Annotated in this window: 21 protein-coding genes; 13 read left to right on the top strand and 8 right to left on the bottom strand. The window is 34.6% G+C overall.

Translation table 11 applies throughout. The features are described 5' to 3' along the window. The first annotated feature begins 190 nt into the window (after positions 1-190). A complete protein-coding gene (locus Q9Q97_RS20895; RefSeq protein WP_306160683.1) occupies positions 191-829 on the top strand; it encodes an NAD(P)H-binding protein in 639 nt (212 codons plus the stop codon). A gap of 12 nt (positions 830-841) precedes the next feature. Here the strand turns inward: Q9Q97_RS20895 and Q9Q97_RS20890 are convergent, their stop codons facing one another. Next, positions 842-1,405, bottom strand: coding sequence for a hypothetical protein (locus Q9Q97_RS20890; protein WP_306160681.1), 564 nt, complete (start codon positions 1,403-1,405; stop codon positions 842-844). 152 nt (positions 1,406-1,557) lie between these two features. Between Q9Q97_RS20890 and Q9Q97_RS20885 the strand changes: the two genes are divergently transcribed. The 7 genes from Q9Q97_RS20885 to Q9Q97_RS20855 all read left to right on the top strand — a co-directional run bounded on the left by Q9Q97_RS20885 (position 1,558) and on the right by Q9Q97_RS20855 (position 9,410). Continuing rightward, a complete protein-coding gene (locus tag Q9Q97_RS20885) occupies positions 1,558-3,543 on the top strand; it encodes a GAF domain-containing hybrid sensor histidine kinase/response regulator (RefSeq protein ID WP_306160679.1) in 1,986 nt (661 codons plus the stop codon). A gap of 75 nt (positions 3,544-3,618) precedes the next feature. Beyond that, positions 3,619-3,984, top strand: coding sequence for a response regulator transcription factor (locus tag Q9Q97_RS20880; RefSeq protein ID WP_111369569.1), 366 nt, complete (start codon positions 3,619-3,621; stop codon positions 3,982-3,984). Continuing rightward, positions 3,984-5,198, top strand: coding sequence for a tetratricopeptide repeat protein (locus Q9Q97_RS20875; RefSeq protein ID WP_306160675.1), 1,215 nt, complete (start codon positions 3,984-3,986; stop codon positions 5,196-5,198). Before Q9Q97_RS20880 ends, Q9Q97_RS20875 begins: the two co-directional genes overlap by 1 nt. A gap of 1 nt (position 5,199) precedes the next feature. Then, a complete protein-coding gene (locus Q9Q97_RS20870; RefSeq protein WP_306160673.1) occupies positions 5,200-6,021 on the top strand; it encodes a hypothetical protein in 822 nt (273 codons plus the stop codon). Between the two features lie 10 nt (positions 6,022-6,031). Beyond that, the gene (locus Q9Q97_RS20865) at positions 6,032-7,465 is read left to right on the top strand and encodes a glycosyltransferase family 2 protein (RefSeq protein WP_306160671.1); all 1,434 of its coding nucleotides are present in this window, start codon (positions 6,032-6,034) and stop codon (positions 7,463-7,465) included. A gap of 441 nt (positions 7,466-7,906) precedes the next feature. Continuing rightward, the gene (locus Q9Q97_RS20860) at positions 7,907-8,719 is read left to right on the top strand and encodes an AraC family transcriptional regulator (RefSeq protein WP_306160669.1); all 813 of its coding nucleotides are present in this window, start codon (positions 7,907-7,909) and stop codon (positions 8,717-8,719) included. 79 nt (positions 8,720-8,798) lie between these two features. After that, positions 8,799-9,410 (top strand): DUF417 family protein, encoded by a 612-nt coding sequence (locus Q9Q97_RS20855; protein ID WP_306160667.1) that lies wholly within the window; start codon positions 8,799-8,801, stop codon positions 9,408-9,410. Between the two features lie 66 nt (positions 9,411-9,476). On the opposite strand, the gene Q9Q97_RS20850 is transcribed toward Q9Q97_RS20855, so the two are convergent. After that, positions 9,477-11,828 (bottom strand): ABC transporter permease, encoded by a 2,352-nt coding sequence (locus tag Q9Q97_RS20850; protein WP_371878227.1) that lies wholly within the window; start codon positions 11,826-11,828, stop codon positions 9,477-9,479. A gap of 64 nt (positions 11,829-11,892) precedes the next feature. After that, a complete protein-coding gene (locus tag Q9Q97_RS20845; protein ID WP_306160663.1) occupies positions 11,893-12,603 on the bottom strand; it encodes an ABC transporter ATP-binding protein in 711 nt (236 codons plus the stop codon). Positions 12,604-12,889: 286 nt separating this feature from the next. On the opposite strand from Q9Q97_RS20845, the gene Q9Q97_RS20840 reads away from it, so the two are divergent. The 4 genes from Q9Q97_RS20840 to Q9Q97_RS20825 all read left to right on the top strand — a co-directional run bounded on the left by Q9Q97_RS20840 (position 12,890) and on the right by Q9Q97_RS20825 (position 18,557). Then, positions 12,890-14,239, top strand: a complete 1,350-nt coding sequence (locus tag Q9Q97_RS20840) for a sigma-54 dependent transcriptional regulator (protein WP_306160661.1) — start codon at positions 12,890-12,892, stop codon at positions 14,237-14,239. Position 14,240: 1 nt separating this feature from the next. Next, positions 14,241-15,575, top strand: coding sequence for a PAS domain-containing sensor histidine kinase (locus Q9Q97_RS20835; RefSeq protein WP_306160659.1), 1,335 nt, complete (start codon positions 14,241-14,243; stop codon positions 15,573-15,575). Positions 15,576-15,682: 107 nt separating this feature from the next. Then, complete coding sequence (locus Q9Q97_RS20830; RefSeq protein WP_306160657.1) at positions 15,683-16,279, top strand: biliverdin-producing heme oxygenase; 597 nt, start codon at positions 15,683-15,685, stop codon at positions 16,277-16,279. A 4-nt stretch (positions 16,280-16,283) separates the two neighbouring features. Then, a complete protein-coding gene (locus Q9Q97_RS20825; RefSeq protein ID WP_306160655.1) occupies positions 16,284-18,557 on the top strand; it encodes an ATP-binding protein in 2,274 nt (757 codons plus the stop codon). A 373-nt stretch (positions 18,558-18,930) separates the two neighbouring features. Here the strand turns inward: Q9Q97_RS20825 and Q9Q97_RS20820 are convergent, their stop codons facing one another. Then, positions 18,931-19,809 (bottom strand): DMT family transporter, encoded by an 879-nt coding sequence (locus Q9Q97_RS20820; RefSeq protein ID WP_306160653.1) that lies wholly within the window; start codon positions 19,807-19,809, stop codon positions 18,931-18,933. Between the two features lies 1 nt (position 19,810). Further along, on the bottom strand, positions 19,811-20,332 hold the full coding sequence (locus Q9Q97_RS20815) for a GNAT family N-acetyltransferase (RefSeq protein WP_306160652.1): 522 nt from the start codon (positions 20,330-20,332) through the stop codon (positions 19,811-19,813). 191 nt (positions 20,333-20,523) lie between these two features. Between Q9Q97_RS20815 and Q9Q97_RS20810 the strand changes: the two genes are divergently transcribed. Then, positions 20,524-21,387, top strand: coding sequence for a LysR family transcriptional regulator (locus Q9Q97_RS20810; protein WP_306160650.1), 864 nt, complete (start codon positions 20,524-20,526; stop codon positions 21,385-21,387). Between the two features lie 2 nt (positions 21,388-21,389). Here the strand turns inward: Q9Q97_RS20810 and Q9Q97_RS20805 are convergent, their stop codons facing one another. The 3 genes from Q9Q97_RS20805 to Q9Q97_RS20795 form a co-directional block, all read right to left on the bottom strand. Next, positions 21,390-21,836 carry a GNAT family N-acetyltransferase gene (locus Q9Q97_RS20805; RefSeq protein WP_306160648.1) on the bottom strand — a complete coding sequence of 149 codons (447 nt, stop codon included), beginning with the start codon at positions 21,834-21,836 and terminating at the stop codon, positions 21,390-21,392. Between the two features lie 594 nt (positions 21,837-22,430). Then, positions 22,431-22,757 carry a multidrug efflux SMR transporter gene (locus tag Q9Q97_RS20800; RefSeq protein WP_026728926.1) on the bottom strand — a complete coding sequence of 109 codons (327 nt, stop codon included), beginning with the start codon at positions 22,755-22,757 and terminating at the stop codon, positions 22,431-22,433. Between the two features lie 263 nt (positions 22,758-23,020). Next, on the bottom strand, positions 23,021-23,581 hold the full coding sequence (locus tag Q9Q97_RS20795; protein WP_306160646.1) for a Crp/Fnr family transcriptional regulator: 561 nt from the start codon (positions 23,579-23,581) through the stop codon (positions 23,021-23,023). Positions 23,582-23,595 lie beyond the last annotated feature (14 nt).

Raw genomic sequence — 23,595 nt, 5'->3', positions numbered from 1 at the left:
AAGAGGTTTTTTTGCTTTTACTTTTCCAATAATATTTAGAATAAAAGATAATCTGCAAGATCTGCAAAATCTGCGGGAGAAAAATTACTCTCGCAGATCTAGCAGATTTTGGAGATCATAACTATCAGCAACTTCTATTAAAAATTATTTCAAACAAAGCCTTATATTTACTATTAATAAATCCTTTATTATGAAAGCATTGGTAATTGGAGCGACAGGCGCAACGGGAAAAGAACTGGTTAATCTGCTTTTAGAAAGCAATGATTACGAGGCGGTTTCCATCTTTGTACGACGTTCAACAGGAAAATCGCATCCAAAACTCACAGAACACGTTGTAGATTTTTCAGATGTGAATTCGTTTCAAGATTTAATTACAGGAGATGTTCTTTTTTCATGTATCGGAACAACTTTAAAAGATGCAGGTTCAAAAGAAAAACAATGGAAAATCGATTTTGATATTCCAGCTGAATTTGCCTCTGCTGCCAAACAAAACAACGTGCATTCTTTGGTTTTGGTTTCTTCTTATGGCGCTTCCGTGAAAAGCAGTGTGTTTTATTCGATGATGAAAGGAAAACTAGAAGATTATCTTCAAGAGCTCCATTTTCCTCAATATATTGTTTTTAGACCAGGTCCGCTTATTCGAGAGAATACAGATCGCTGGGGCGAAAAGATTTCTATAAGCATCATTAAAATACTAAACGCAATCGGACTTTTTAAGAGTCTAAAACCCATTACTACAGCATTTTTAGCAGAAAAATTAGTAAAAGCGCCCAAAGTACTTTCAGATGGAAATACAACGCTAGAACTTAAGAGGATTTTGGAGTTGTGAGTTTTCTAAGTGCTAATTGTTAATATACTGCTGTAAATATTGCGCAATATAGTCTCGGTATTCTTTTTCAACATTTAGCAGGAGAAAAATTTTCTCTTCGTTTTTTGTTTCTACAAAAAGTTCAGTTGTATTAAAAATGCCAGTTGGAATTACTACTTGTTTTAAATCACACTTGTATAAAGTTTCAAACTCTAAAGGTTTGCTGTAAAAATGATACAGATCTAAAGTTTTTAGCTTTCCAAAATGCTTTTGTTTTCTAAAAAGTATTTCATCTTGATATACTATCAATATAGGAAATTTAGAAATGTTTTTGCGTAAATAAACCGATGCATAAATCAAAAAAGCACCTATACCAGCTATTAACGTCAGAAGATCTATTTTTAGCATCAACAGCCAAATTACCGCTTTTATGCTTATTAGCATTATGATGATGCCAAATATCAAAAGCTTTTTAGAAATTTTCCTAATTGTTTCTGGATTAGAACTAAAGATTCTATCAGCATTTCGGTACTTTTCTTTTATTTTAGGATCAATTTCAAATTGAAAAGCGCCATTATAATTTGGATTATAATTCATTTTGTTTTTTTGGTTTAGGTTGAGGCGAATATATAAAAATGCTTTTGAATATATGTACTTTTACCAAACAGCTTTTTTTATCATAAAAACGCGGTCAAGCAAGAGTTTTAGACTAATTTTGCCTTATCTTTATGCACTTTACCGCCTTAAAAATGAATAAGAATTACCCCATTCCAGAAAACGAACTTCAACGTTTAGCTGCCCTGAAACGTTATAACATACTAGACACACTTCCTGATGATGCTTTTGATGATGCCACAAGACTAGTTTCATATATCTGTGGTGTGCCAATTGCCCATATTTCTTTTATTGATGAAGACAGACAGTGGTTTAAATCGGAGATTGGAATAGGCGTTTCTGAAGTACCTCGAGAAATCACTTTTTGCAATTACACTATTTTAGATACCAAAATCGTAGAGATAAACGACACGCATTTAAACGATCGTTTTAAAGACGATCCCAATGTTACTGGTGGTTTCAATGTCCGTTTTTATGCAGGAGTGCCGCTTACAACTCCAGACGGTTATAATATTGGGACTTTATGTGCGATTGATCATGTGGTGAAAGAACTGAATGACAATCAGCGCAATGCACTTTCTATCATCGCTAAACACGTTATTGCACAGCTGGAATTAGGCACAAAAAACAATCAGCTCTATGTTCAGAGAAAAATTGCAGAACGCGCTGTTTTAGCAAGAGACAGTTTTTTGGCCAATATGAGTCACGAAATCAGAACGCCTTTAAATGCGATTACTGGTTTTACAGATTTACTTGCGCAGACAGAACTCGATGATACACAGCGAGATTATATTGAAAGTGTTCAGATTGCAAGCGAAAATTTACTTCTGATTGTAAATGATATCTTGGATCTTTCTAAAATGGAATCAGGAAATTTAGCTATTGAGAGCGAGCGTTTTAATCTGAAGAAAACCCTCAAACACGTTTACAATTTACTGAAAGTAAAAGCACAGAAAGATGTAGAATTTAATCTGTTTTTGGATGCCGAAATGCCCGATATGGTAATTGGCGATCAAGGGAGGTTGAATCAGATATTGGTAAACCTTATTGGCAATTCGCTTAAATTTACAAGTGAAGGCGAAGTAACCGTTTCTGTAAAGAAAATTGATGAAACGGAAGAAGATTATTCGCTTAAATTCTCCGTAAAAGATACTGGAATCGGAATTCCGAAAGACAAACTCGAAACGATTTTTGAACGTTTTACGCAAGGCGAAGAAAGTACAACTCGAAAATTTGGCGGTACAGGACTCGGTCTAAACATTGTAAAACAGCTTGTCGAGCTTCAAAAAGGAGAAGTTCATGTCAAAAGTACTTTAAACCGAGGTTCTGAGTTTTACTTTATTCTTTCGTATAGAAAAACTGATTCTGAAGAAACAGCAGTAAAAATAGTTTCTAAAAATGATCTAGGAAACCTTAAAATTTTGCTTTGCGAAGACAATGTTTTAAACCAAAAGCTCGCAAAAAGCGTAATTAATAATTTTGGGTTTGATCTCGATATTGCGCAAAATGGAGAAGAAGGCATCGAACTTTTATCAAAAAACAAATATGATCTGGTTTTAATGGACTTGCAAATGCCTATTAAAGATGGTTACCAAACCACAGAATACATCAGAAATGAGATGAATTCGAATATTCCGATTATTGCGATGACGGCGCATTCTCTAGTTGGAGAGCAGGAGCGTTGCTACAAAGTTGGAATGAATGCTTATGTGCCAAAACCGTTTAAACAGTCGGTTCTTTTAAAAGCTATAAAAACCGTAATGACGCCAGACAGCGATGCGCACCAGAAAAGAATTTTGGATATGTCATTTTTAGACGAAATGGCTTGCGGAGATCCTGAATTTAAAAAAGATATGATCGATCTTTTTGTTGAAAAAATTCCGAATCAGTCGGCGCATTTAGCTGAAGCTTTTAAAAATACCGATTATGAAAATGTCAAAAAACTGGCGCATAATATGAAATCAAGCATGGATATTTTTATGCTAAATGATTTGAGCGACTGTCTTACCATTATTGAAGAGGAAGCTTTAAAAGGAAAATTTACAGCCGAAACATTAGATAAAATGAATATTTTCAGCTGTGGAATTGATGAAGTCGTTAAAATTTTAAAAGAGCTATGATATAAGGGAAATAAGCAATAGCTTTACAATATATGACGTTATAATTTTAAATGTCCCCAGATAAAAAAATAAAAAATGAGAATTATTGTAGCCGAAGATAATGATATCCTACGCAAATCATTATCTTTTTTCTTAGAGTCGAAAGGATTTAATGTTGACCAGTTTTCTGACGGAAAAGAAGCTCTTGAAGCAATCGAAAAAGAAAACTATGATTTGATCTTAACCGATATAAACATGCCAGGTGTAAGCGGAATGGAAATTACGCAACATGTCAGAGAGAATCTTAAATCTGATATTCCTGTCATTATCCTGACTTCTTCGGGCGTTGAGCAGACCGAGCTGGATTCTTTTGACATTGGAGCAAACGAATTCATTGCCAAGCCTGTGAGTCCGGCCGTACTTTTAGTAAGAATCAATAAACTGCTAAAAACCCGAATCTGATGAAGTTTATCTATTATTCTATTTTTCTGCTATTTGTTTCTTCCGTTGCTATTGGACAAGAAATCAATATTGACGAAACTTTGGCAAACGTAAAACGCGAAGTTGAAAAAGGAAATTACGATAAAGCCTTGTCGCTTATCGAACCTCTGCGTGCCAAATATCCAGAAAATGAAGATATACAAACGTATGCCGGACGCATTTACAGCTGGAAAAAAGATTATAAAACAGCTATAAAAATACTGTCGCCAATGGCAGATCGCAACAATCCGAATCCAGAAGCTTTACAAGCACTTGTAAACATTTATTTTTGGACAGAAGATTATGATAAATGTATCAATTACTGCGACAAATATCTTGCTATTGATCCAAAATCGGTTGATGTTTTAAGGATTAAAGCGACTTGTCTGGAAAAACTAAACCGAGATCAGGAAGCGTTAGATTTAATAGAAAAATCAGCTTATATCGATAATAGCACACAGGCTTTCAGAGGAATCCGCACGCTTATTGGGCGTAAGGCAAAAAATGCTGTTTCAGCTTCTTACCTCAATATTTCGACCTCAGATCCTGGACAATCTCCGTTTCATTATGGTTATGTGGAGTATTCGCATAAATTCAGCAAATCGGCAATTGTCGGAAGGGCAAATATTGGAAATATCAGTAACGAAACCCAAATGTTATTCGAAACCGATTTTTATCAGACCTTTTCAAACAAAAGCTATCTGTATGCCAATGCGGGAGTTTCAACAGGAGAAACCATTTTTCCTGTAGCCAAAGCAGGTTTAGAATACTATTTTGCTCCGCAGAAAAAGTTCGATTTTTCGCTTGGAGGAAGATTCATGCATTTTGAAACTGGCGATATTACCTTGCTTACCGGTCAAGTTGCCTACAACGCCGGCATTTATAGTTTTGCCTACAGACCGTATTACGATATTTCAAACGAATTGTTTTCTCATGTTTTAAGCGTACAACGTGTAAACGAAGAAAAAGAACGCCTTATAAGGCTAGAATTGCAATACGGAAACGTTCCTTATCTGTATCTGTACAATAGCTTTACACAACCTTTAAAAGCCTATCGAGCAGGAATTCAATACCAGCACCGTTTTGGTGATTCATTTTTTGTGCGCCCAATTTTTCTTTATGAATACGAAGAATATATACCTGGGGAATACAGAAATAGATTTAATGTACAGTTTATTGTAACGAAACGTTTTTAAGATGACAGAAATCTGGGAACTATACAAAAGCGGTGGTTGGGAAGTGCCTTTTCTCACTTTCTCCATTTATCTGTTTGTAGCAGCGTCATTCATCCTATATCTTATTATTGTTGCCAGCAGAAACAGCAAAATAAAAAAAGAACGGTTGAGAAAAGAATACAGTGAAATGATTGACAAAGTAATGTCGGCTGTTATTTTTGAAGATGTTTCGTTTTCTAAAATCAAAGAAGATAAAAATTTTCTCGTGCTTTTTGATACTTCTTTTTTTAGAGAAGTTTTAACCGAATCGTTAATCAATTTGCATAAAAATTACGAAGGTGTTTATGCTCAGAAATTAGAACAGTTTTATAAAGATTCTCATTTGATAAAAGTTTCCTTTAGAAAACTTAAAAGCTTGAAATGGGAAGTAAAATGCCAAGGAATTACCGAGTTGGCAGAGTTTAATATTAAAGAAGCATTTGTTCCAATTATAGCCTGTTCTAAAGCCAGAAAAAAGACATTAAAAATTGTTGCACTAAATGCTGCTATAAAACTAGAAGGAACTCGGAGTGTCAGATATTTAGTAGAACATTCCGATCCTATTGACGATTGGATGCAGCTGAATATTATTGGCGCTTTCAAAAAACACGATGTTGGCGATACCGAAGGAATAGAACATTTATTGGAGTCACAAAATACCACTGTAATTACGCTTGGATTAAAGCTTATAAAAGAGCTTAAATTATCGCAGAAAGTGCCTCATGTCGCACAATTGGCAGCTCAGACCACTAATACAGTTATAAAGTACGAAGCGCAGAGCATTTTGCAGACCTTAACAGCTTAAATTTAAGAAAATGACATTTTTTAATCCTGAAATAACATGGTTTTTGGATGTATATATACTCCTAATACTTGGTTACGCCATACTAATCATGTCTTCTTATTTAATTTTGGCTTATCTTTCTACAAAAGAGCTTAGAAGATATCTCAAACGCAACAGTTTTGTTGATTATGAAGTGCTTTTAACGAGCGAATATGCTCCAAAATTGTCACTTATTGCGCCTGCTTACAATGAAGGTTTGACAATCGAAGAAAATGTAAAATCGCTGCTTTCGCTGAATTACAATAACTATCAGGTAATTGTGGTAAATGATGGAAGCAAAGACAATTCGATGGAAATCCTGACCAAAACATACGATCTTGTTTTAACCGATTTGGATTTTCATCCAAAAATTGAAACCAAAAAGATTAGAGGAATTTACACTTCAAAAAACGCTGCATTCAAAAAACTGATTGTTGTTGACAAAGAAAATGGAGGTAAAGCCGATGCGCTAAACGTTGGACTTAATATTGCTCAAAATCCGTATGTGGTTTGCATTGATGTTGATTGTATTTTGGATAAAGATTCGCTTTTAAAACTGGCAAAACCATTTTTAGAATCCTACGGAAACCGCATTATCGCAACTGGCGGAGTGGTTCGAATTGCCAATCAATGTGTAATAAAAAATGGTCGTTTGGTTGAAGTGAATGTTCCAGATGTAATGCTGTCGAGAATTCAGGTTTTAGAATATCTGAGAGCTTTTCTTTTAGGAAGAATGGCTTGGGGAAAATTGGACGGATTATTACTTATAAGTGGTGCTTTTGGTGCTTTTGATAAAGAAATAGCTATACTTTCTGGTGGTTACAGCACTAAAACCGTTGGCGAAGATATGGAACTCATTGTGAGAATGCGCCGTTATATGCTGGACAACAAACTGCCTTATTCGGTAAGTTATATTCCAGATCCGCTTTGTTGGACAGAAGCACCAGAAGATTTCAAGATATTCAAAAAACAGCGCTCCCGCTGGATGCGAGGAACCATAGAAACCTTAAGCATTCATCGCAGAATGTTCCTGAATCCGAAATACAAATTGTTAGGAATGTTGAGTGTGCCGTATTGGACCTTGTTCGAGTTTCTAGCACCTGGAATCGAATTTATTGGCCTTCTCATAACGGTCGTTTTTATCGTTTTCGGATTGCTGAACTGGCATTTTTTCTTTTTACTGTTGTTTTTTGTGTATTCCTTTGCGGTTTTCTTTTCGGTTATTGCGCTTTACAGCGAAGAAAAAACGTACCACAAATACCCCAAACAAGCTGACTTTTTCAAACTTTTAATGGCGGCTTTTATAGAACCTTTCTATTTCCATCCGCTTACGGTTTACGCGGCTATAATTGGCTACAAAGAAAAAATTATGGGAACCAAAGGTTGGGGAGAAATGACTAGAAAGGGGTTTACTAAGAAGGAATAATTAGTCAATTAGAGAATTGGTCAATTAGATAATTTGAAAATTGAAATTCTATAAAATTGGTTTCACGCAGATTTTACAGATTAGAGCAGATTATTTTAAATCTAAAAAATCTAAAAAAATCTTTGTAGATCTGCATAAATCTTTTTTAATCTGCGTGAAACAAACTTTGCGCCCTTCGACTCCGCTCAGGGTGACAAAAAAGGAGAAAATCTTTGCAACTTTGCTTCCGATAGCTATCGGGATTGCGCGACTATATTACAAACGTTAGACGCACTGCAGTACGTCTCTACATCCAATCTATGAGAAAAAACTTTGCGCCTCAGCGTCTTTGCGAGAAACAAAAAACATCTTGCGCTCTTTCTCATCAAGCAAAGCTCTTTAAAAAAACCTTCGCGAACTTTGCGGTAAAAAAACAAACGATAAAATCTTTATTTTCGTAATATGAAAATCGAACTGAAAAAATCTTCTTTTCTTGAAAAGGAAATCAACGAACCTTATTACTACATTATAATGTTTGATGGAGAAGCCGTTTTTTCTGTTGATCTCACGGAATACGAATGCAAAGGAAAATGTCTTTTGTTTTTAACGCCGTATCAGTTATTGCAATGGAAAAGTTCTACAGCACCTTTCATTAATTCTTTAAATTTTCATGGAGATTTTTACTGCATCGAATACCATAAAAAAGAAGTTGCCTGTAACGGAATTTTGTTCAACGATATCTATAGCGAACCTTTTGTAACCGTTTCTGATTTTATTTTCGAAGAAATCACCAGCATTATAGAAAGAATGAAAAGAGTAGAAGACTCTGAACTCGATTATGACAATTCGATATTGAAATCGTATTTGCAAGTTGTTTTGGCATTAAGCAGCAAAGAAAAACAGCTGAAAATGTCGCCACAGGTTCAGGAATCTATTGGAAATGCTGATATTCTGAAGTTTCAGCATTTGTTAGACACGCATTTTCTACAATCCAAAGAAGTTGCTTTTTATGCTTCTAAATACAATTTAAGCGTGAACACTTTCAGCAAAAGAATCAAAAAACATTTCGGAAAATCGCCTTCACAGCTTATTCAAGATCGGATTGTTTTGGAAGCCAAGAAACAGCTGCATTTGACCACTAAGACCATAAAAGAAATCGCAGATGATCTTAATTATGAAGACGAATTCTATTTCAGCAGATATTTCAAGAAAAGCGTTGGCATTTCGCCAAAAGAATTCAGAAAAGAAGTCGGTATTTCTATCGTGGCAAAATAGTCCATGAAAACTCCTTTAAGTCCATTTTTATCCAGACAGTGTTAAAGTAATTTTGGTATGTATTTAAAACATAATCAAAATGGAAAAATTTATAAGATTTATAGCTGGTGGACAAAACAATTTTATTCACTTTTTAAGAATTGCCATATTCGTTGTAATGGCATGGATTGGCGGACTAAAAGCCTTCAAATATGAAGCAGACGGGATTGTTCCGCTTGTCGCGAATAGTCCGTTTATGAGTTTCTTTTATAAAGATGCTAATACGAAAGTCGTTAACGAAGACGGAAAAACAGTAAAAGCATATACACTTTACAAAAATCTAGAAGGCAAAACGGTAGAGAAAAACATCAAATGGCACGAAGCCAACGGGACTTATATTTTTTCTTATGCTTTAGGAACTGCAATTGTAACAATAGGATTATTGGTTCTTTTAGGAATTTGGTTTCCGAAAGCAGGTTTTTTAGGCGGAATTCTAACATTCATAATGGCATTAGTAACCTTATCATTTTTAATTACAACACCAGAAGTTTACGTTCCAAATCTGGGCGGAGATTTCCCAACACCGCAATTTGGTTTTCCTTATCTTTCTGTTGGCGGGCGTTTGGTTCTCAAAGACATAATCATGATGAGCGGCGGATTGATTGTAGCTTCAGACAATGCAAAAGAAATTTTGAAAAGATTTTATGCTTAATTAAAATAAAAAAAAGCTGTGCAAGGGTTCAGACTTGCACAGCTTTTTGCAAAAACTCAAAACTAATTATTCGTATTTTAAATATTTTAAAACATCTACTTTGGTTACTTGGTAAGCCTTTGCTAAAACAATGGTCAGCGTTAGAAATAACAATGACACAAAAGCAACTAAAAAGGGCAGGAGCGGAATATCAATTCGAGAAGCAAAGTTTTCAAGCCATCTTTGCATCAATAAATAAGCAGGAATAATTCCGATTAAGAAACCAATTATGCAAAAAACTACGTACTGTTTAGACAATTCTTTCAGTAAAGTATTTGTTTCTGCTCCAAGCGTTTTTCTGATGGCAATTTCGCGTAATCTTCTTTCCATAGAATAAGAAGCGAGAGCAAACAATCCGAAAACGGCAATTAAGATGACGACAACATTCAGTAAAGCAAATAAGTTTCTTTGATCTTCGTATTTTTTATAAGTGCGAGCAAAGTTTTTATTTACAAAATCAAACTCAAACGGATATTCCTGATCGACTTTGGCTTTCCAGAATTTGTCAATTGCCGCAATAGTTTCGGGCATGTTTTCTGGTGATATTTTGACAGAAATAAATCGCATGTAATTTTCCATCCATGATACCGATTTAATGTGAAAGAAAATCATTGGTGCCACATTATATTCGATTCCGATATAATGGAAATTTTTGACTATTCCCACCACTTTATATTTCTGACCGCCAAAAGTGATTTCCTTATTTACAGGATCTTTTTCCATAAGCGTTTTCGCAGCAGTCTCATTCAATAAAGCGCTCGAAATAGTGTCTGTTGCCAGTTTAGGGTTTAAATCTCTTCCTTTCAATATTTTGATTCCCAATAGATCGAGTTCGCCAAAATCAACTCCCATTTGTTGCGTAATGATTTCTTTATTTGATTTGTAATGAAGTCCTTGCCAAGAGTTTTCATTGCTTCCGATAGAAAATAATCCCGCCGAAACCGCTTCAACACCTTTGATTTTTGAAAGTTCCTGTTTGATGGTTTTATATCTGTCATACTGATTTTTTCCTTTTATAGGCCTGAAAACGATATCCATAACTTGTGAACCATTGAAACCTAAATCTTTGTCAATCATGTAATTTACCTGTTTGTGAACAATAAACGACCCTATTATAAAAAGCGTGGCAATCGAGAATTGTAAAACTAGCATTCCGTTTCTAAGCCAAACCCCGCTTTTGCTTCGCGAGAAATTGCCTTTCAATACTTTAAGCGTTTCGAAATTGGAAATATATACCGCTGGAAAAACTCCTGAAACGACAATTACAAAGAAGAAAATTAAAATGAGCTGCAGGTAAAACTGAGTTCCAATAAGTGTAAGATCTTTGTTTAAAAATGCATTATAAAACGGCAGTGAAAGCTCGACGATAACTAAGGCTAACAATACAGCAAATAAAGTCATCAGAGTAGTTTCAAAAACAAATTGTGCAATAATCTGGTTTTTTGAAGCGCCCACTATTTTACGCACGCCCACTTCTTTTGCTCTTTTTACTGCATTTGCCGTTGCCATATTAATATAGTTGACAATTGACAATAGTAAGATCAGGATTGATAATCCCATTATTATTTTTAAGAACTGTAAATTGGCATTTTTTTCTGGAAAAGCATAATTTCCTTGATAAAGTCTTGACTTTGTTAGTGGCAAAAGTCTCGCTTTTATTGGGTCGCCATATTGTTTGATGAATTCATCCAGCGGAAGTCCAACTTCTTTAGCCTGTACTTTATAATTTTTTTCAAGAAAAATATGATCTAGATTTTTGATTACGGCAGTAGTATCGTTCTGTTTTTTAAGCTTAAACATTAATCCGTAGCTAAAGCCCCAATTATCTTTATCCTTTTCTAATTCATCTTCAATTACGGGAGTAACAAGAGCTGGTTTTACAGACGATCTATCTGGTATTTTATATACTCCGCGAACCACAAAAATCTGATCAGCATATTTTACTTGTTTGCCCATCGGATTTTCATTCTTAAAAATCTTAGCAGCGGTCTCTTCTGAAAGTACCATGCTGTTTCGATCATGAAAAGCTGTTTTAGCATTTCCTTTAATAAATTCAAACGGAAAAAAAGAAAAGAAGCTGCGTTGGGCTGAAAAGATTTTGTCAATTAATTCAATTTTTCCGTTATACTGAATAGTTTCTGTTGTATAATTGGTTCTGAAATAGCAATATTTGTCCAAATAAGAAGTAGACGCATTTAGCGTCGGACCCGTAATAGGAGAGTTTGTTGTCCAGATATTTCCTCCTCCAAAATCATTCATTACAATAAAAACTTTATCTTTCTCAGGATTCCATTTGTCATAAGAATGTTCGTCGTTCCAGTATAGAATCGCAAAAATTAAACCTGCAATTCCGATACTTAAGCCTAATATGTTTAGCACGGTAAAGAATTTGTTATTCTTTATGTGATAAATAAATATGTTTGTCCAGTTTTTAAACATGATTTTAGTACTTAGAATTTACCAAAACATCTACATTTTTATGATTTACTTTTTCAGACAGAATAGCACCGTCTTTCATAAAAATGGTTTTTTGAGAAAAAGACGCATCATAATCGGAGTGCGTTACCATTAGGATCGTCGATCCGCTGGCATGAAGATCGGTTAGTAATTCCATTACTTCATTACCATTTTTGCTGTCCAGATTTCCTGTTGGCTCATCGGCCAAAATAATTTTCGGATTATTGATTAAAGCTCTTGCTACGGCCACACGCTGCTGCTGTCCACCCGAAAGCTGCTGCGGAAAATGTTTCAATCGATGTGCGATTCCTAAAATTTTAGCCATTTCGTTTACACGAGATTTTCTTTCGGCAGAAGGAACATTATTATAAATCAAAGGCAGTTCGATATTATCAAAAACAGATAATTCATCAATTAAATTGAAATTCTGGAAGATGAATCCGATGTTTTCTTTTCTAGCCTGAGATTTTTGTTTCTCTTTCAAACCAACCATTTCTTGGCCAAGAAGTTTGTAACTTCCGTTCGAAGCACTATCAAGAAGTCCGATAATATTCAATAAAGTCGATTTTCCGCTTCCTGATGGTCCCATAATAGAAACAAAATCGCCTTGATTGATAGTTAGTGAAATTTTGCTTAAGGCGCTGGTTTCTAATTCCTCAGTTCTAAATACTTTTGAAAGTTTTGTAATGGTAATCATAATTGACTGTTTTAATTTTTGATTGATTTTCTTTTAAAATTTTTATGCCTTCGGAAAATGCAAGAAACAAGTCTGAAAATTAAGATAAATTATTTTCAATTATTGTTATTTATTTTTGTTATTTGTACTTCCGAAAGCTGTTAATTATTAATGATTTACAAGTTTTAATGTGATTTTCGTGCCAATAAAATTAAACCTTCTAAACGCCTTGTTTTTAAGGGTTTGTTTTTCGAAATAAAATTGAACTGTCCATTAATGGACACCTTTCGTCCAAAACTGAACAATAATGAAAAAGACCAACGCCTCTATTTTAATCATCGACGATCAGGAAGACATACTTTTTGCCTCAAAAGTCTATCTGAAAAAGTATTTTGAAAACATTTATACGCTCAATAATCCGAAAAATATTGTCGAATTATTGTCGAAAAATGCCATCGATGTTGTTTTATTAGACATGAATTATAGACTGGGTTTTGAAGATGGGAGAGAAGGTTTGTATCTGTTAAAAGAAATCAAAACGCTTTCGCCAAAAACAGTTGTGATTTTAATGACGGCTTTTGGAAAAGTAGAAACGGCTGTCGAAGGCTTAAAATCGGGCGCTTTTGATTATATTTTGAAACCTTGGGAAAATAAAAAATTGTTGGAATCGGTTAAGCAAGCCGTGGATAAAGCCAGAAAAGAACAGAAGAAAACCAAAGAAGTCGAAATAAAAGACGAATTTTTTATTGGTAATTCTGAAATAATAAAAAAAGCCTATTCTCTGGCAGATAAAGTAGCAAAAACCGATGCGAATGTTTTGATTTTAGGCGAAAATGGTACAGGAAAATTTGTTCTGGCGCATCATATTCATACACAATCGGAAAGGAAAAATCAGCCTTTTGTTGCGGTGGACTTAGGTTCTTTAAATTCTAATATTTTCGAAAGTGAATTGTTTGGTTACGCCAAAGGTGCTTTTACCGATGCCAAAAGCGATACGGCCGGACGTTTTGAAATGGCGCAGAATGGCACAATTTTCTTAGACGAAATAGGAAATGTTCCGCTTCATCTGCAATCGAAACTGCTTCAAGTTATTCAAACCAAAACGGTGACACGATTGGGAGAAACGAAAGTAAGACCTCTGAATGTGCGCATTATTACGGCAACCAATTTGAATCTTAAACTAGAGGTTGCAGATAAAAACTTCCGCGAAGACTTGTATTATCGCATAAATACGATGGAAATTATTTTGCCTCCGCTAAGGGAAAGACATGGAGATAAAATTCCGCTTGCCGAATATCTTCTAGATAAAATGATTGAAAAATACGGCCGAGAGGAAATCACTTTCGATAAAAAAGTTTTAGAACAAATTGAAAAACATGCTTGGAATGGAAACATTCGAGAAATGGGAAATAAGATCGAACGCGCCGTTATTCTTTGCGAAAACAATACTATCACCGTTTCTGATTTGGATTTGGAAATCATAACGCCTTATGACGAAAACGCAGATGATATTCAGCTTTCTTCTGTTGAAAAAGCTGCGGTGGAAAAAGCACTTCTCAAAAACAATAATAATATTAGTAAAACTGCCGAAGAATTAGGCTTATCAAGAGGTGCGCTGTACAGACGTTTAGAGAAATTTAATATCAATATTGGCTAGTATGTTGAGGACTTTACAAACTTATAAACTTCTTTTTCTGCGATTAATTTTTATCGTTATCGGCATTGAATTGTCGCTTTATTTCTTCCGAATCGGTTTGCTGTTTACGGGAATATTTGGTCTTTGCATGGTTTTTCTGCTCGCGCGCGAAATGTATTTTTATGTTCGCAATCTGGTTTTGGTTTACAATAAAACCATTTCTTCGATTTTGCAGGATGATTTTAGTTCCGATTTTTCCAAACATAAATTTAATAGTACATACAATGATTTGTTCACTTTGTACGAAACAATGAAAAGTAAACAAAATGAACAGGTTACGAGAGATATTATTTACCGTTCGATTTTAAACAATATCGAATCGGGCGTTATTATTTTGCAGAAACAGGAAGCCGATTGGAGTATTTTTTTAATGAATGATTATTTTTCGAGTCATTTTAATGTGTCGAAAGTTTCGAAATGGAAATATTTGAAAAATCAGCTGCCCGCTTTATGCGAAATTATTGAAGAAGATGATTTTCATGAAATAAAAACATCAATTGAAATTAGTATTGATGAACAGAGCAAACAGACTTTTGTTTTGCAAGCATCGCGAACCGAAATTTTTGGACAGGATTATTTTATTGTTCTGTTAGATTCCATTCAGAATGTCGTAGAGAAAAAAGAGAAAGATGCGTGGATTAATTTGATGAAAGTGATTTCGCATGAATTGCTCAATTCTATAACGCCAATTCGTTCTATTTGCCAAAATCTCGAAGATTTAGTAGAACAAGATTCGCTTTCGACAGAAGATTTAGAAGATATCAAACACAGTGTGCAAACCATGCTAAGACGAAGCGATCATTTGCAGAAATTTGTCGAAGGCTATCGAAAATTGGCGATGCTTCCGTCTCCTAAAAAAGAAAAAGCAGATCTACAGCAACTGATTGAAAACGGTATTCAAATTATGAGTCCGCTGTTTAAGAAAAATAATATTGAAGTAAGCAATACGGTTGCTCAAAATTATTGGATAAATGTCGACTCGCAGCAGACAGAACAAGTGCTGATTAATTTATTGACGAATTCGATTTATGCGGTAGAAAACAATGCTTTAAAGCAAATTTTGATTTCGGCGGAAGCCAAAAACAATCGCATTTTTATTCGAATTACCGACAACGGAAAAGGGATTGAAAAAGAAATTGAAGATAAAATTTTCCTTCCTTTTTTCACCACGCGAACAGAAGGCGCGGGAATTGGCCTGACTTTATCTAAAAATATCATAGAAGCGCACGGCGGATATATTTCGCATAAAAATGAAAATGGAAAAACAACTTTTGAGATTTGTTTGATTGAGGATTGATAGAAATTCTATTAAAAAAACGTTTTTATGGACAGCTATTATTTTTTTTTTAAATTTGTGAAGAGGAGCTGCCAATTAAACGCTCCTAAAATAACGATATTACAACCATGATTACAGATTCAACTTCTACAATAGCTTCTACTTTTCTTCAAGATTTAAAAACACAAACGGCTGATTCTCATAAGAAATTAGAAGAACTTCCAGTATCTAAATCGATTATGTCGCCAGAGATGAAGATCGAAGATTACACTTATTATTTGAGTTTAATGCACGATGTTCACAACGATACAGAAGGACTTATTTTTCCTTTCTTTTCTAACCGTTTAGAAGATTTAGAGCAACGAAGAAAGAAACATCTTATAGAAGAAGATCTTATTTTTCTGAATGCACAAAAAACGAATTCTGAGAAAGTTTTTCAAAAAGAAATAACTTCAGTGCCTTTTGCTTTAGGCGTTTTATATGTAGTTGAAGGTTCTACGCTAGGCGGAAGATTTATTTTAAAGAATGTATCTAAATTTCCTGAATTGTCTGGAGAACAAGGAGTTTCTTATTTTAATGGCTATGGCGACAAAACGGGAAGCTTCTGGAAATCTTTCTTGAGTTTCTTGGCAGATTATGAGCAAGAACACAATTGTGGAGAAGAAATTATCGAAGGAGCAATTTTTGCATTTGACAGCATTTATAATCATTTTGCAGCGAAGTAATACAATGAAGATTAAAGATATAGTTAACAGGGATCTTGTTACTTTAGACAATTGTGAAAACGAGCCCATACATATACCTGGAAAAATTCAGCCTCATGGCTTTTTGTTGGGAATTACCTCAGGATGGATTATTGATTTTTGTACAGAAAATATTTCCTCCTTTTTTGATTTGGTTCACACGCAGGTTTTAGGCAAGCCTTTTGCAGCCATTTTTAGTACAACTTGTCAGGAAGAAATCTCAGACTATATCAATGGCGATGAAATTAAAGATGCTTTTCCTCTTGAAATAGATTTGCTCGGAAAGCTATTTCAAATCAACATACATAAAAGCGGCGAAACGTACATTTTAGAAGCCGAAGCTCTTTTTCCCGATAAAGAAAAACTAGCCGATGTGTACAAACAGACGATTCAGTTTGTTAGCCAAATGAACAAAACTGAATCGCTAAAAGAGTTGTGCGCACTTGTAGCACAGGGAACACGAGAAATAACGGGTTATGACCGTGTAATGATTTATCGTTTTGACGAACAATATAACGGAGAAGTTTTTGCAGAAGATTGCAGAGAAGATTTAGAGCCGTTTTTAGGACTTCATTACCCACATACCGATATTCCGGCGCAGGCCAGAGAATTATATATCAAAAACGAGCTTAGGCTTATTGTAGATATCAATTATGAGCCAGTACCGATTTTTACTGTAGATGATAAAGAAGGGAAAAATTTAGATTTAAGTCTTTCTATCCTCAGAAGTACATCACCAATTCATGTGGAGTATTTAAAAAATATGGGCGTTGGTGCCACACTTACAATCTCGCTAATCCATCACGGAAAATTGTGGGGATTGATAGCCTGTCATCATTATTCTGAAAAAAATATTTCGCCAGAAATTCGATTAGCTGCAAAATTGCAGGGTCAGTTTATCACTTCTCAAATTGATATTAGACAATCGAATGATGAGAATGTTAGTGCCCAAAAAACAATTCTGGCACTGGAACATATAACGGCAAAAGATTTTGAAATTTCGCAACAGGCATTAGAAACCATTGTTAAAGTACCCCAACTATTGGAGCTATGTAATGCGGCGGGTGTATCTATTGTTTCCAGAGACAAAATTTATAAAAATGGATTAGTGCCTTCAGATGAGCAGATTATCAATCTGTTAGAAGAGATTCAGGCTCTTAATAATGAGACTTTTTCTACCAATAAACTCATTGATTTTTTTCCTGAAATAGCTAATAATTCGTCGGTTGCAGGGATAATTTATCATTCTGTTGGAAATAATGATCATATTATCTGGTACAGACCCGAAACCATTTCAGAAATTAATTGGGGAGGCGATCCTGAAAAAAGTATTATTAAAGATGCTAATGGACTTCATCCAAGAAATTCTTTTGACATTTGGAAACAGATTGTAAAAAATCAAAGCAGTCCGTGGAAACCGTACGAAATTAATGCTGCGGTTCAATATGCCCATACTTTACACAATCAGCTTATTTTGATTATGTTGAGTGAAGAAGAGGAAAAATACCGCAACCAGAGCGAAATATTAAAAGAAACAAATTCTGAACTCGAAAACATTAACTGGATTAGTACGCACGATTTGCAGGAACCATTGCGCAAAATACAGCTGATTACATCAAAAATGCTGACAGAACTGGATGTGATTTCTACAGAATCAATTTCGAATTCTTTGCAGCGCGTTTCTAAATCTGCCAGCAGAATGAGCGGTTTATTAGAAGATATTTTAAAATATACGCGCATAAAAAATACGAGAGACACATTGCAGCCAGTAGATTTAAATAAAATCTTGAAATCTACTGTTAAAGAGATGCATGAAAACATTTCTGAGAGCAATGTTTTAATTGAACATGAAAACCTTCCAGAAGTTCATGCTATTGGTTTTTTAATGCGTCAGCTTTTTATTAACATTCTGCAGAATTCCATAAAATATGCTTCTGCCGAAAGACAGTTAAAAATTCAAATTACAGCTTCTCAAGAACCAGTTATAATACACGATAGATATAAAGTGTATTGCCACTGGGTTTGTTTTTCTGATAACGGAATCGGTTTTGAACAGCAATATGCAGAATCTATTTTTAAAGTTTTTACCAGACTTCACACACAGGAGCATTACACTGGTTCAGGTATTGGTTTGGCACTTTGCAAAAAAATTATGCAGACTATTGGAGGAGATATTCGCGCAGAAGGAAAACCAGATCAAGGTACCAATATCATAATTTATTTTCCTTGTGATTCTGAGGATACACTTTTGCCAATTTAAAGATTTTAAAGAAACTCTATCAAGACAAACATTGATGGGGTTTTTTATTTTATGAAAATAGAGAATAGATTTTTTAAACACATAGAAACATAGATTTTTTCTCTCTCAGAAAGGGAATTGAAAGAAACTAGTTTCTAACACATAGCTGTAGTTGGCGATACGTTAGAACTTTGTCAAAGTTTCAACCTTTGACAAAGTTTACACATACCGCATAGAATATAGCCCAAAGTTAACTTTGGGAGACTTTAGTAGGTCCAGTAAACTATGTTTCTATGTGTTTAAAAATGATTAAAAATCTAATTTTATCTGCTGAAATCTTTTTAATCCCGATAGCTATCGGGAGCGTGAAACAATTTCTAAACAAATCAATTTTTTACTCAACAGTTTTAATCTTTCGGTTTTTAAAATTCACTTCTGAAATAATAGTTGCCGAAAAAATCAAAGTTCCGCCCAAAAGCAAGCGCCACGAAAGATTTTCTCCCAAAATAAAAAAAGCCCCAATTGCACCAAAAACAGGCTCAAACAAATAGATAACCGCTACACGTTCTGCTGATAAATAACGTTGCGAAATATTGGAAACCGTATACATAAAAGCCGTAGAAAACAAAGCGCAATAAACGGCACCAAGCCAAAACGTATCGTTTTTAGGGAACCAAACAGCTTGCGAATCAGTCAGCGCGATACAAAAAGTAAATAAAGCGCAAAACGCAAACATAGGAACAATAGAATACAACAGATTCTTGGCAGCCGAGTGTTTTTCTACCGAAATTAAATAAACGGCAAAAGCAAAAGCGCCAGAGATTGTAAATAAATCGCCAATATTGATGGTAAATTTATCTGTTATAGCAATAATAAATAATCCTGTTAAAGCAGTCAGAGCTGCAATCCAGATTTTTAAAGGCGTATTAGTTCTGTAAACCGCTAATTTCAGCATCGGAATAATAATTACCGTCAATCCCGCGATGAAAGAACATTGTGAAGCATCAGTGTATTTGAGTGCCGTAGTCTGTAACTGAATCCCTAAAAACATAGGAACAGCAAGCACAAAACCTGTCTTAATCGCTTCTCGATTGATGTCTTTAACGTATTTCCAAAAAACAATGCTTAATACCACTACAGCTAGAAGGAAACGGTAAAATAAAAAAATGTTAAGCGAATAATCGCCTATAGCCATTTTGGTAACCGAGTAAGAAACTCCCCAAAATGCTGTGCCAAGAATTAGTAAAAACAATAAAAGCTGTCTTCTTTCCATTTTAAATCAATACTTTTTTCATCATTAAATCGGTTTGCTCGTCGTCTCCTAATCTAAAAATATGCGTGTCAAATTGCACAAAACCATTTTTAGTATAAAAACTAACCGCTCTGAAATTCTTTTCCCAAACGCCTAGCCACATGTATGAAGCTTTTATTTCTGTAGCGATTTTTTCTGCTTTTGCATACAAAGCCTGCGCGACTTTTTTGCCGTGAAATTCTTTGGCTACATAAATACGTTCAATTTCTAAGGCGTTTAAATCTTCCTTTTCTGTTTGTGCGTTTCCAGTATTCAATTTCAAATATCCCACTACTTTTTCGTCTAAAATAGCAAGATAAAAGTAGGAAGATGTATTCTTCAATTCAGCAGTTAGTTTTGCTGTAGCGAAGCTTTCATCCAAATATTTATTCATGTTTTCTTCGCTGTTTACATCAGCAAAGGTTTCAGAAAAAGTTTGTTTGCCAATTGATTGAAGTTTTAAAACGTCATCAATTGTTGCTTTGGTTATTTTTAGAGTATTCATCGTTTTATTTTTAGTTACGAAAGCTGACAGGTTTTTAAAACCTGTCAGCTTTAATAGATTGCTATGTTTTTTAAAATAAGTGAAACGCCTTTCTGCATCTTCAATATCCTATGATTCTATGTGTTAAAACAATTAAGTTTTAATGCATTAAAAGCTATTTTTTATTCTCAATAAATGCGTAAATTGCATCAATGGATTTACAGCAGATAAAATATTTTTTGGCGTTGTCGCGAGAACTTCATTTCTGGAATACAGCCGGAAAAATGAATATTACACAATCAGCACTCAGCCGTCAGATTCAGTCTTTGGAGAATCAGCTTGGTGTGCAACTTTTTGAACGCAATAAACGCAATGTCAAACTTACGGCAGCTGGTCAATTCTTAAAAGAAAAATGGGAGGTAGAATTGAGTAAATTAGAATTTATTCATCAATCTGCCCGCCAGATTCAGTTAGGGGAGAGCGGTACCATTACCATTTCTCATCCCGATTCGATTTCGGCTTCGCTTATGCCTGATATTATATCTCGTATTTCTGATGCTTTTCCAAAACTTAAAATCAAATTGGTTCAAGTGCTTTACGAAAACCAGCAGGATTTCCTTCGCAATTATAAAATAGATCTGGCCATAACCAGAGATATTAATAATGCCAAAGATATTCAGTCTCAAAAAATCTATACCGATCATTTGGCCATTGTGGTTCCCGAAAATCATTCGTATCAAACTCCAGAAGATCTGACGAAAGAAACGCTTGGTTCTCAAAAGTTTATTTTGCCAACAAATGATGAAGGAAGCAGTTACAGCGATCTCATCAGAAGATTGTTCCATTCTCTAGAAAATGCTCCAGAAGTATATCTTCATTCTGAATTTGGCTCTTCTATTATTGCTTTAGTTCGAAAAGGGCTCGGAATAGCGATTTTACCCGATTCGTATCTTTTTCATGAAATTCCCGGAATCCGATTTATCAAACTGCCTTTAGAAACCGATTTATATATTAATTGGAGAACCGAAGATCATAATCCTGTATTGGCCAATGTTTTGAAACTGATTATTCCGTAAACTTATGCCCGCAGCATTTCGATATGCGGAATTCCGTCTTCATCGTAAACATCGCCTTGTTCAGCAAAGCCAAGCGATTGGTAAAATGAAGACAAATGATATTGCGCACTGATTCTAATTGGCGCTTTTCCAAATTTTTCTTCGCAGCCAGCAATAGAAGCTTCCATTAGCTTTTTGCCTAAACCCAGTCCGCGATGTGTTTTTTCAATTGTAACTCTTCCGATCGAAATTTCATCATATGAAATTCCAACAGGAAGCAAACGTGTTACGCCTGCCAATTCGTTATCGACGTAATATAATAAGTGAAAACTTTTCTGGTCTTTATTGTCTAAGTCAAGATAGGGACAGTTTTGTTCTACAACAAAAACATCGCATCTTAAACGAAGCATATTGTACAATTCGTGATTGGTTAATTCGTCAAAAGATTTAATGGAATGGCTGAATGTCATTTTTTAATGTATGCTTTAATTTTTGACAAAGATAAAGCAGAGAATAATGTGGTAAAATGCTATTTTTTTATCAGGTGATGCTGAAAATGCATTAGTTTTTTAATTAGATAATTGGGGTAATTAGGAAATTAGATAATTTGAAAATTGTGTAATTTGAAAATAGAAAATAGAAAATAGAAATGTAATTATACTCCCAATTTTTAAACATAGCCCAAGGTTTCAACCTTGGGTACACAATGTATTAACCCACAATATTTTATAATCGTAACGTAACCAAGGTTGGAACGTTGGGCTATGTTCTATATGAGGTGCGTAAACTTTGTCAAAGTTCGTCAATCTTTGTCGAATCGCGCGTGAGATTCCTCGTTCCTCGGAATGACAAGATTGGGATGTTGAGCGTGTATACCTATGTGTTAGAAACTAGTTTCTTTCAATTTCCTTTTTTTGGAGAGAATAATCTATGTTTCTATGTGTTTAAAAACAAAAAAACTTTGTCAAAGTTCGAAACTTTGACAAAGTTGAATGTAACGATTTTAAAAGTTTCAAGTTAAGTTGAGTAACGTGAAACTTGAAACCTGAAACAAAAATATATTTTTAGTGCGAAACTGCTTTTAAACCAACAATTGAACCAACTAGTGTCGCTAAGAAGAACAATCTCCAGAAAGCAGCAGGTTCTTTAAAAACAAAGATTCCGACCAATACAGTTCCGACTGCTCCAATTCCGGTCCAGACCGCGTAGGCAGTTCCAAGCGGAAGCGTTTCTGTAGCTTTCATTAACAGTAGCATACTTACCGTTAATGAGATGAAGAAACCAATATACCAATAGTACATTTCGGTTCCTGTAGTTGCTTTTGCTTTTCCGAGACATGAGGCGAAGGCTACTTCAAACAAGCCTGCAATGATTAAGATAATCCAGTTCATATAGTTAAATTTTATGCTGCAAAGTTCTTTTATGGAAAGCAGAAATAATTTAACAAATGATAAAAAATGAAATTATTTTAATCAGTTTCGATCAATAGCAAAATCCAATTAAATCTGCTAAAATCTTTTATTCCCGATAGCTATCTGGAGCGTGAAATATTTTTTGCATATAGATGTTTCACGCAGATTTACACAGATTAAAGCAGATTTGCTAAGATTTAAATAAATTTGTAAGGTAGATTGAAGGAAGATTTCTTAATTGGTTATTTTAACTCTGCCCGAATTCTGCTCAAGCTGACTTGTGTAATGCCTAAATAAGAAGCGATATGTCCCAATTGTACTCTTTGGAGCAGTACAGGATGGTCTTTCATTAATTCTAAATAGCGTTCGGAGGCATTTTTGAATTGTTTGGAGATCAAACGTTCTTCGGTTTTGATTAATTCTTTTTCTGCAAATTTTCTTCCCCAATTGGCAATATGAACATCTTCCTTAAAGAGCTTTCTTAGGTTTTCGGTTTTGAGTTCGTACAATTCGCAATCTTCCAAAAGTTCAATGTTTTCATAACCAGGCTGGTCTTCGACGTAACTTTTCATCGAAATAATAGTTTCTCCTTCTTTTCCAAACCAAAAAGTGACTTCATTGTCTCGTTCTACATACGCTCTTACCAATCCTTTTTTTATAAAATAAATATTCGATTCTATTTTGTTGGCTTTTAGTAAAATATGCCCTTTCGGGAAAGCAATTTCGGAGACATTGTTTTGCAGCGCCAATTTGGACTCTTCAGGAAGTTCGTAAATGAGATCAAGAATTTTGGAAATATCCATTTTCAGTTTTTTTA

Source organism: Flavobacterium sp. DG2-3, assembly GCF_030730925.1.
Taxonomy (GTDB): Bacteria; Bacteroidota; Bacteroidia; order Flavobacteriales; family Flavobacteriaceae; genus Flavobacterium.
Note: the sequence above shows the minus strand (reverse complement) of the source record. Positions and strands in the feature narration are given on the sequence as shown.

Bases quoted from the DNA above. Each gene is read 5' to 3' on its own strand.
- Q9Q97_RS20855 (WP_306160667.1), top strand. From the start codon at position 8,799: ATGGAAAAATTTATAAGATTTATAGCTGGTGGACAAAACAATTTTATT.
- Q9Q97_RS20840 (WP_306160661.1), top strand. From the start codon at position 12,890: ATGAAAAAGACCAACGCCTCTATTTTAATCATCGACGATCAGGAAGAC.
- Q9Q97_RS20830 (WP_306160657.1), top strand. From the start codon at position 15,683: ATGATTACAGATTCAACTTCTACAATAGCTTCTACTTTTCTTCAAGAT.
- Q9Q97_RS20820 (WP_306160653.1), bottom strand. From the start codon at position 19,809: ATGGAAAGAAGACAGCTTTTATTGTTTTTACTAATTCTTGGCACAGCA.
- Q9Q97_RS20865 (WP_306160671.1), top strand. From the start codon at position 6,032: ATGACATTTTTTAATCCTGAAATAACATGGTTTTTGGATGTATATATA.
- Q9Q97_RS20795 (WP_306160646.1), bottom strand. From the start codon at position 23,581: ATGGATATTTCCAAAATTCTTGATCTCATTTACGAACTTCCTGAAGAG.
- Q9Q97_RS20875 (WP_306160675.1), top strand. From the start codon at position 3,984: ATGAAGTTTATCTATTATTCTATTTTTCTGCTATTTGTTTCTTCCGTT.
- Q9Q97_RS20815 (WP_306160652.1), bottom strand. From the start codon at position 20,332: ATGAATACTCTAAAAATAACCAAAGCAACAATTGATGACGTTTTAAAA.
- Q9Q97_RS20845 (WP_306160663.1), bottom strand. From the start codon at position 12,603: ATGATTACCATTACAAAACTTTCAAAAGTATTTAGAACTGAGGAATTA.
- Q9Q97_RS20810 (WP_306160650.1), top strand. From the start codon at position 20,524: ATGGATTTACAGCAGATAAAATATTTTTTGGCGTTGTCGCGAGAACTT.
- Q9Q97_RS20895 (WP_306160683.1), top strand. From the start codon at position 191: ATGAAAGCATTGGTAATTGGAGCGACAGGCGCAACGGGAAAAGAACTG.
- Q9Q97_RS20800 (WP_026728926.1), bottom strand. From the start codon at position 22,757: ATGAACTGGATTATCTTAATCATTGCAGGCTTGTTTGAAGTAGCCTTC.
- Q9Q97_RS20870 (WP_306160673.1), top strand. From the start codon at position 5,200: ATGACAGAAATCTGGGAACTATACAAAAGCGGTGGTTGGGAAGTGCCT.
- Q9Q97_RS20890 (WP_306160681.1), bottom strand. From the start codon at position 1,405: ATGAATTATAATCCAAATTATAATGGCGCTTTTCAATTTGAAATTGAT.
- Q9Q97_RS20880 (WP_111369569.1), top strand. From the start codon at position 3,619: ATGAGAATTATTGTAGCCGAAGATAATGATATCCTACGCAAATCATTA.
- Q9Q97_RS20885 (WP_306160679.1), top strand. From the start codon at position 1,558: ATGAATAAGAATTACCCCATTCCAGAAAACGAACTTCAACGTTTAGCT.
- Q9Q97_RS20805 (WP_306160648.1), bottom strand. From the start codon at position 21,836: ATGACATTCAGCCATTCCATTAAATCTTTTGACGAATTAACCAATCAC.
- Q9Q97_RS20825 (WP_306160655.1), top strand. From the start codon at position 16,284: ATGAAGATTAAAGATATAGTTAACAGGGATCTTGTTACTTTAGACAAT.
- Q9Q97_RS20835 (WP_306160659.1), top strand. From the start codon at position 14,241: ATGTTGAGGACTTTACAAACTTATAAACTTCTTTTTCTGCGATTAATT.
- Q9Q97_RS20860 (WP_306160669.1), top strand. From the start codon at position 7,907: ATGAAAATCGAACTGAAAAAATCTTCTTTTCTTGAAAAGGAAATCAAC.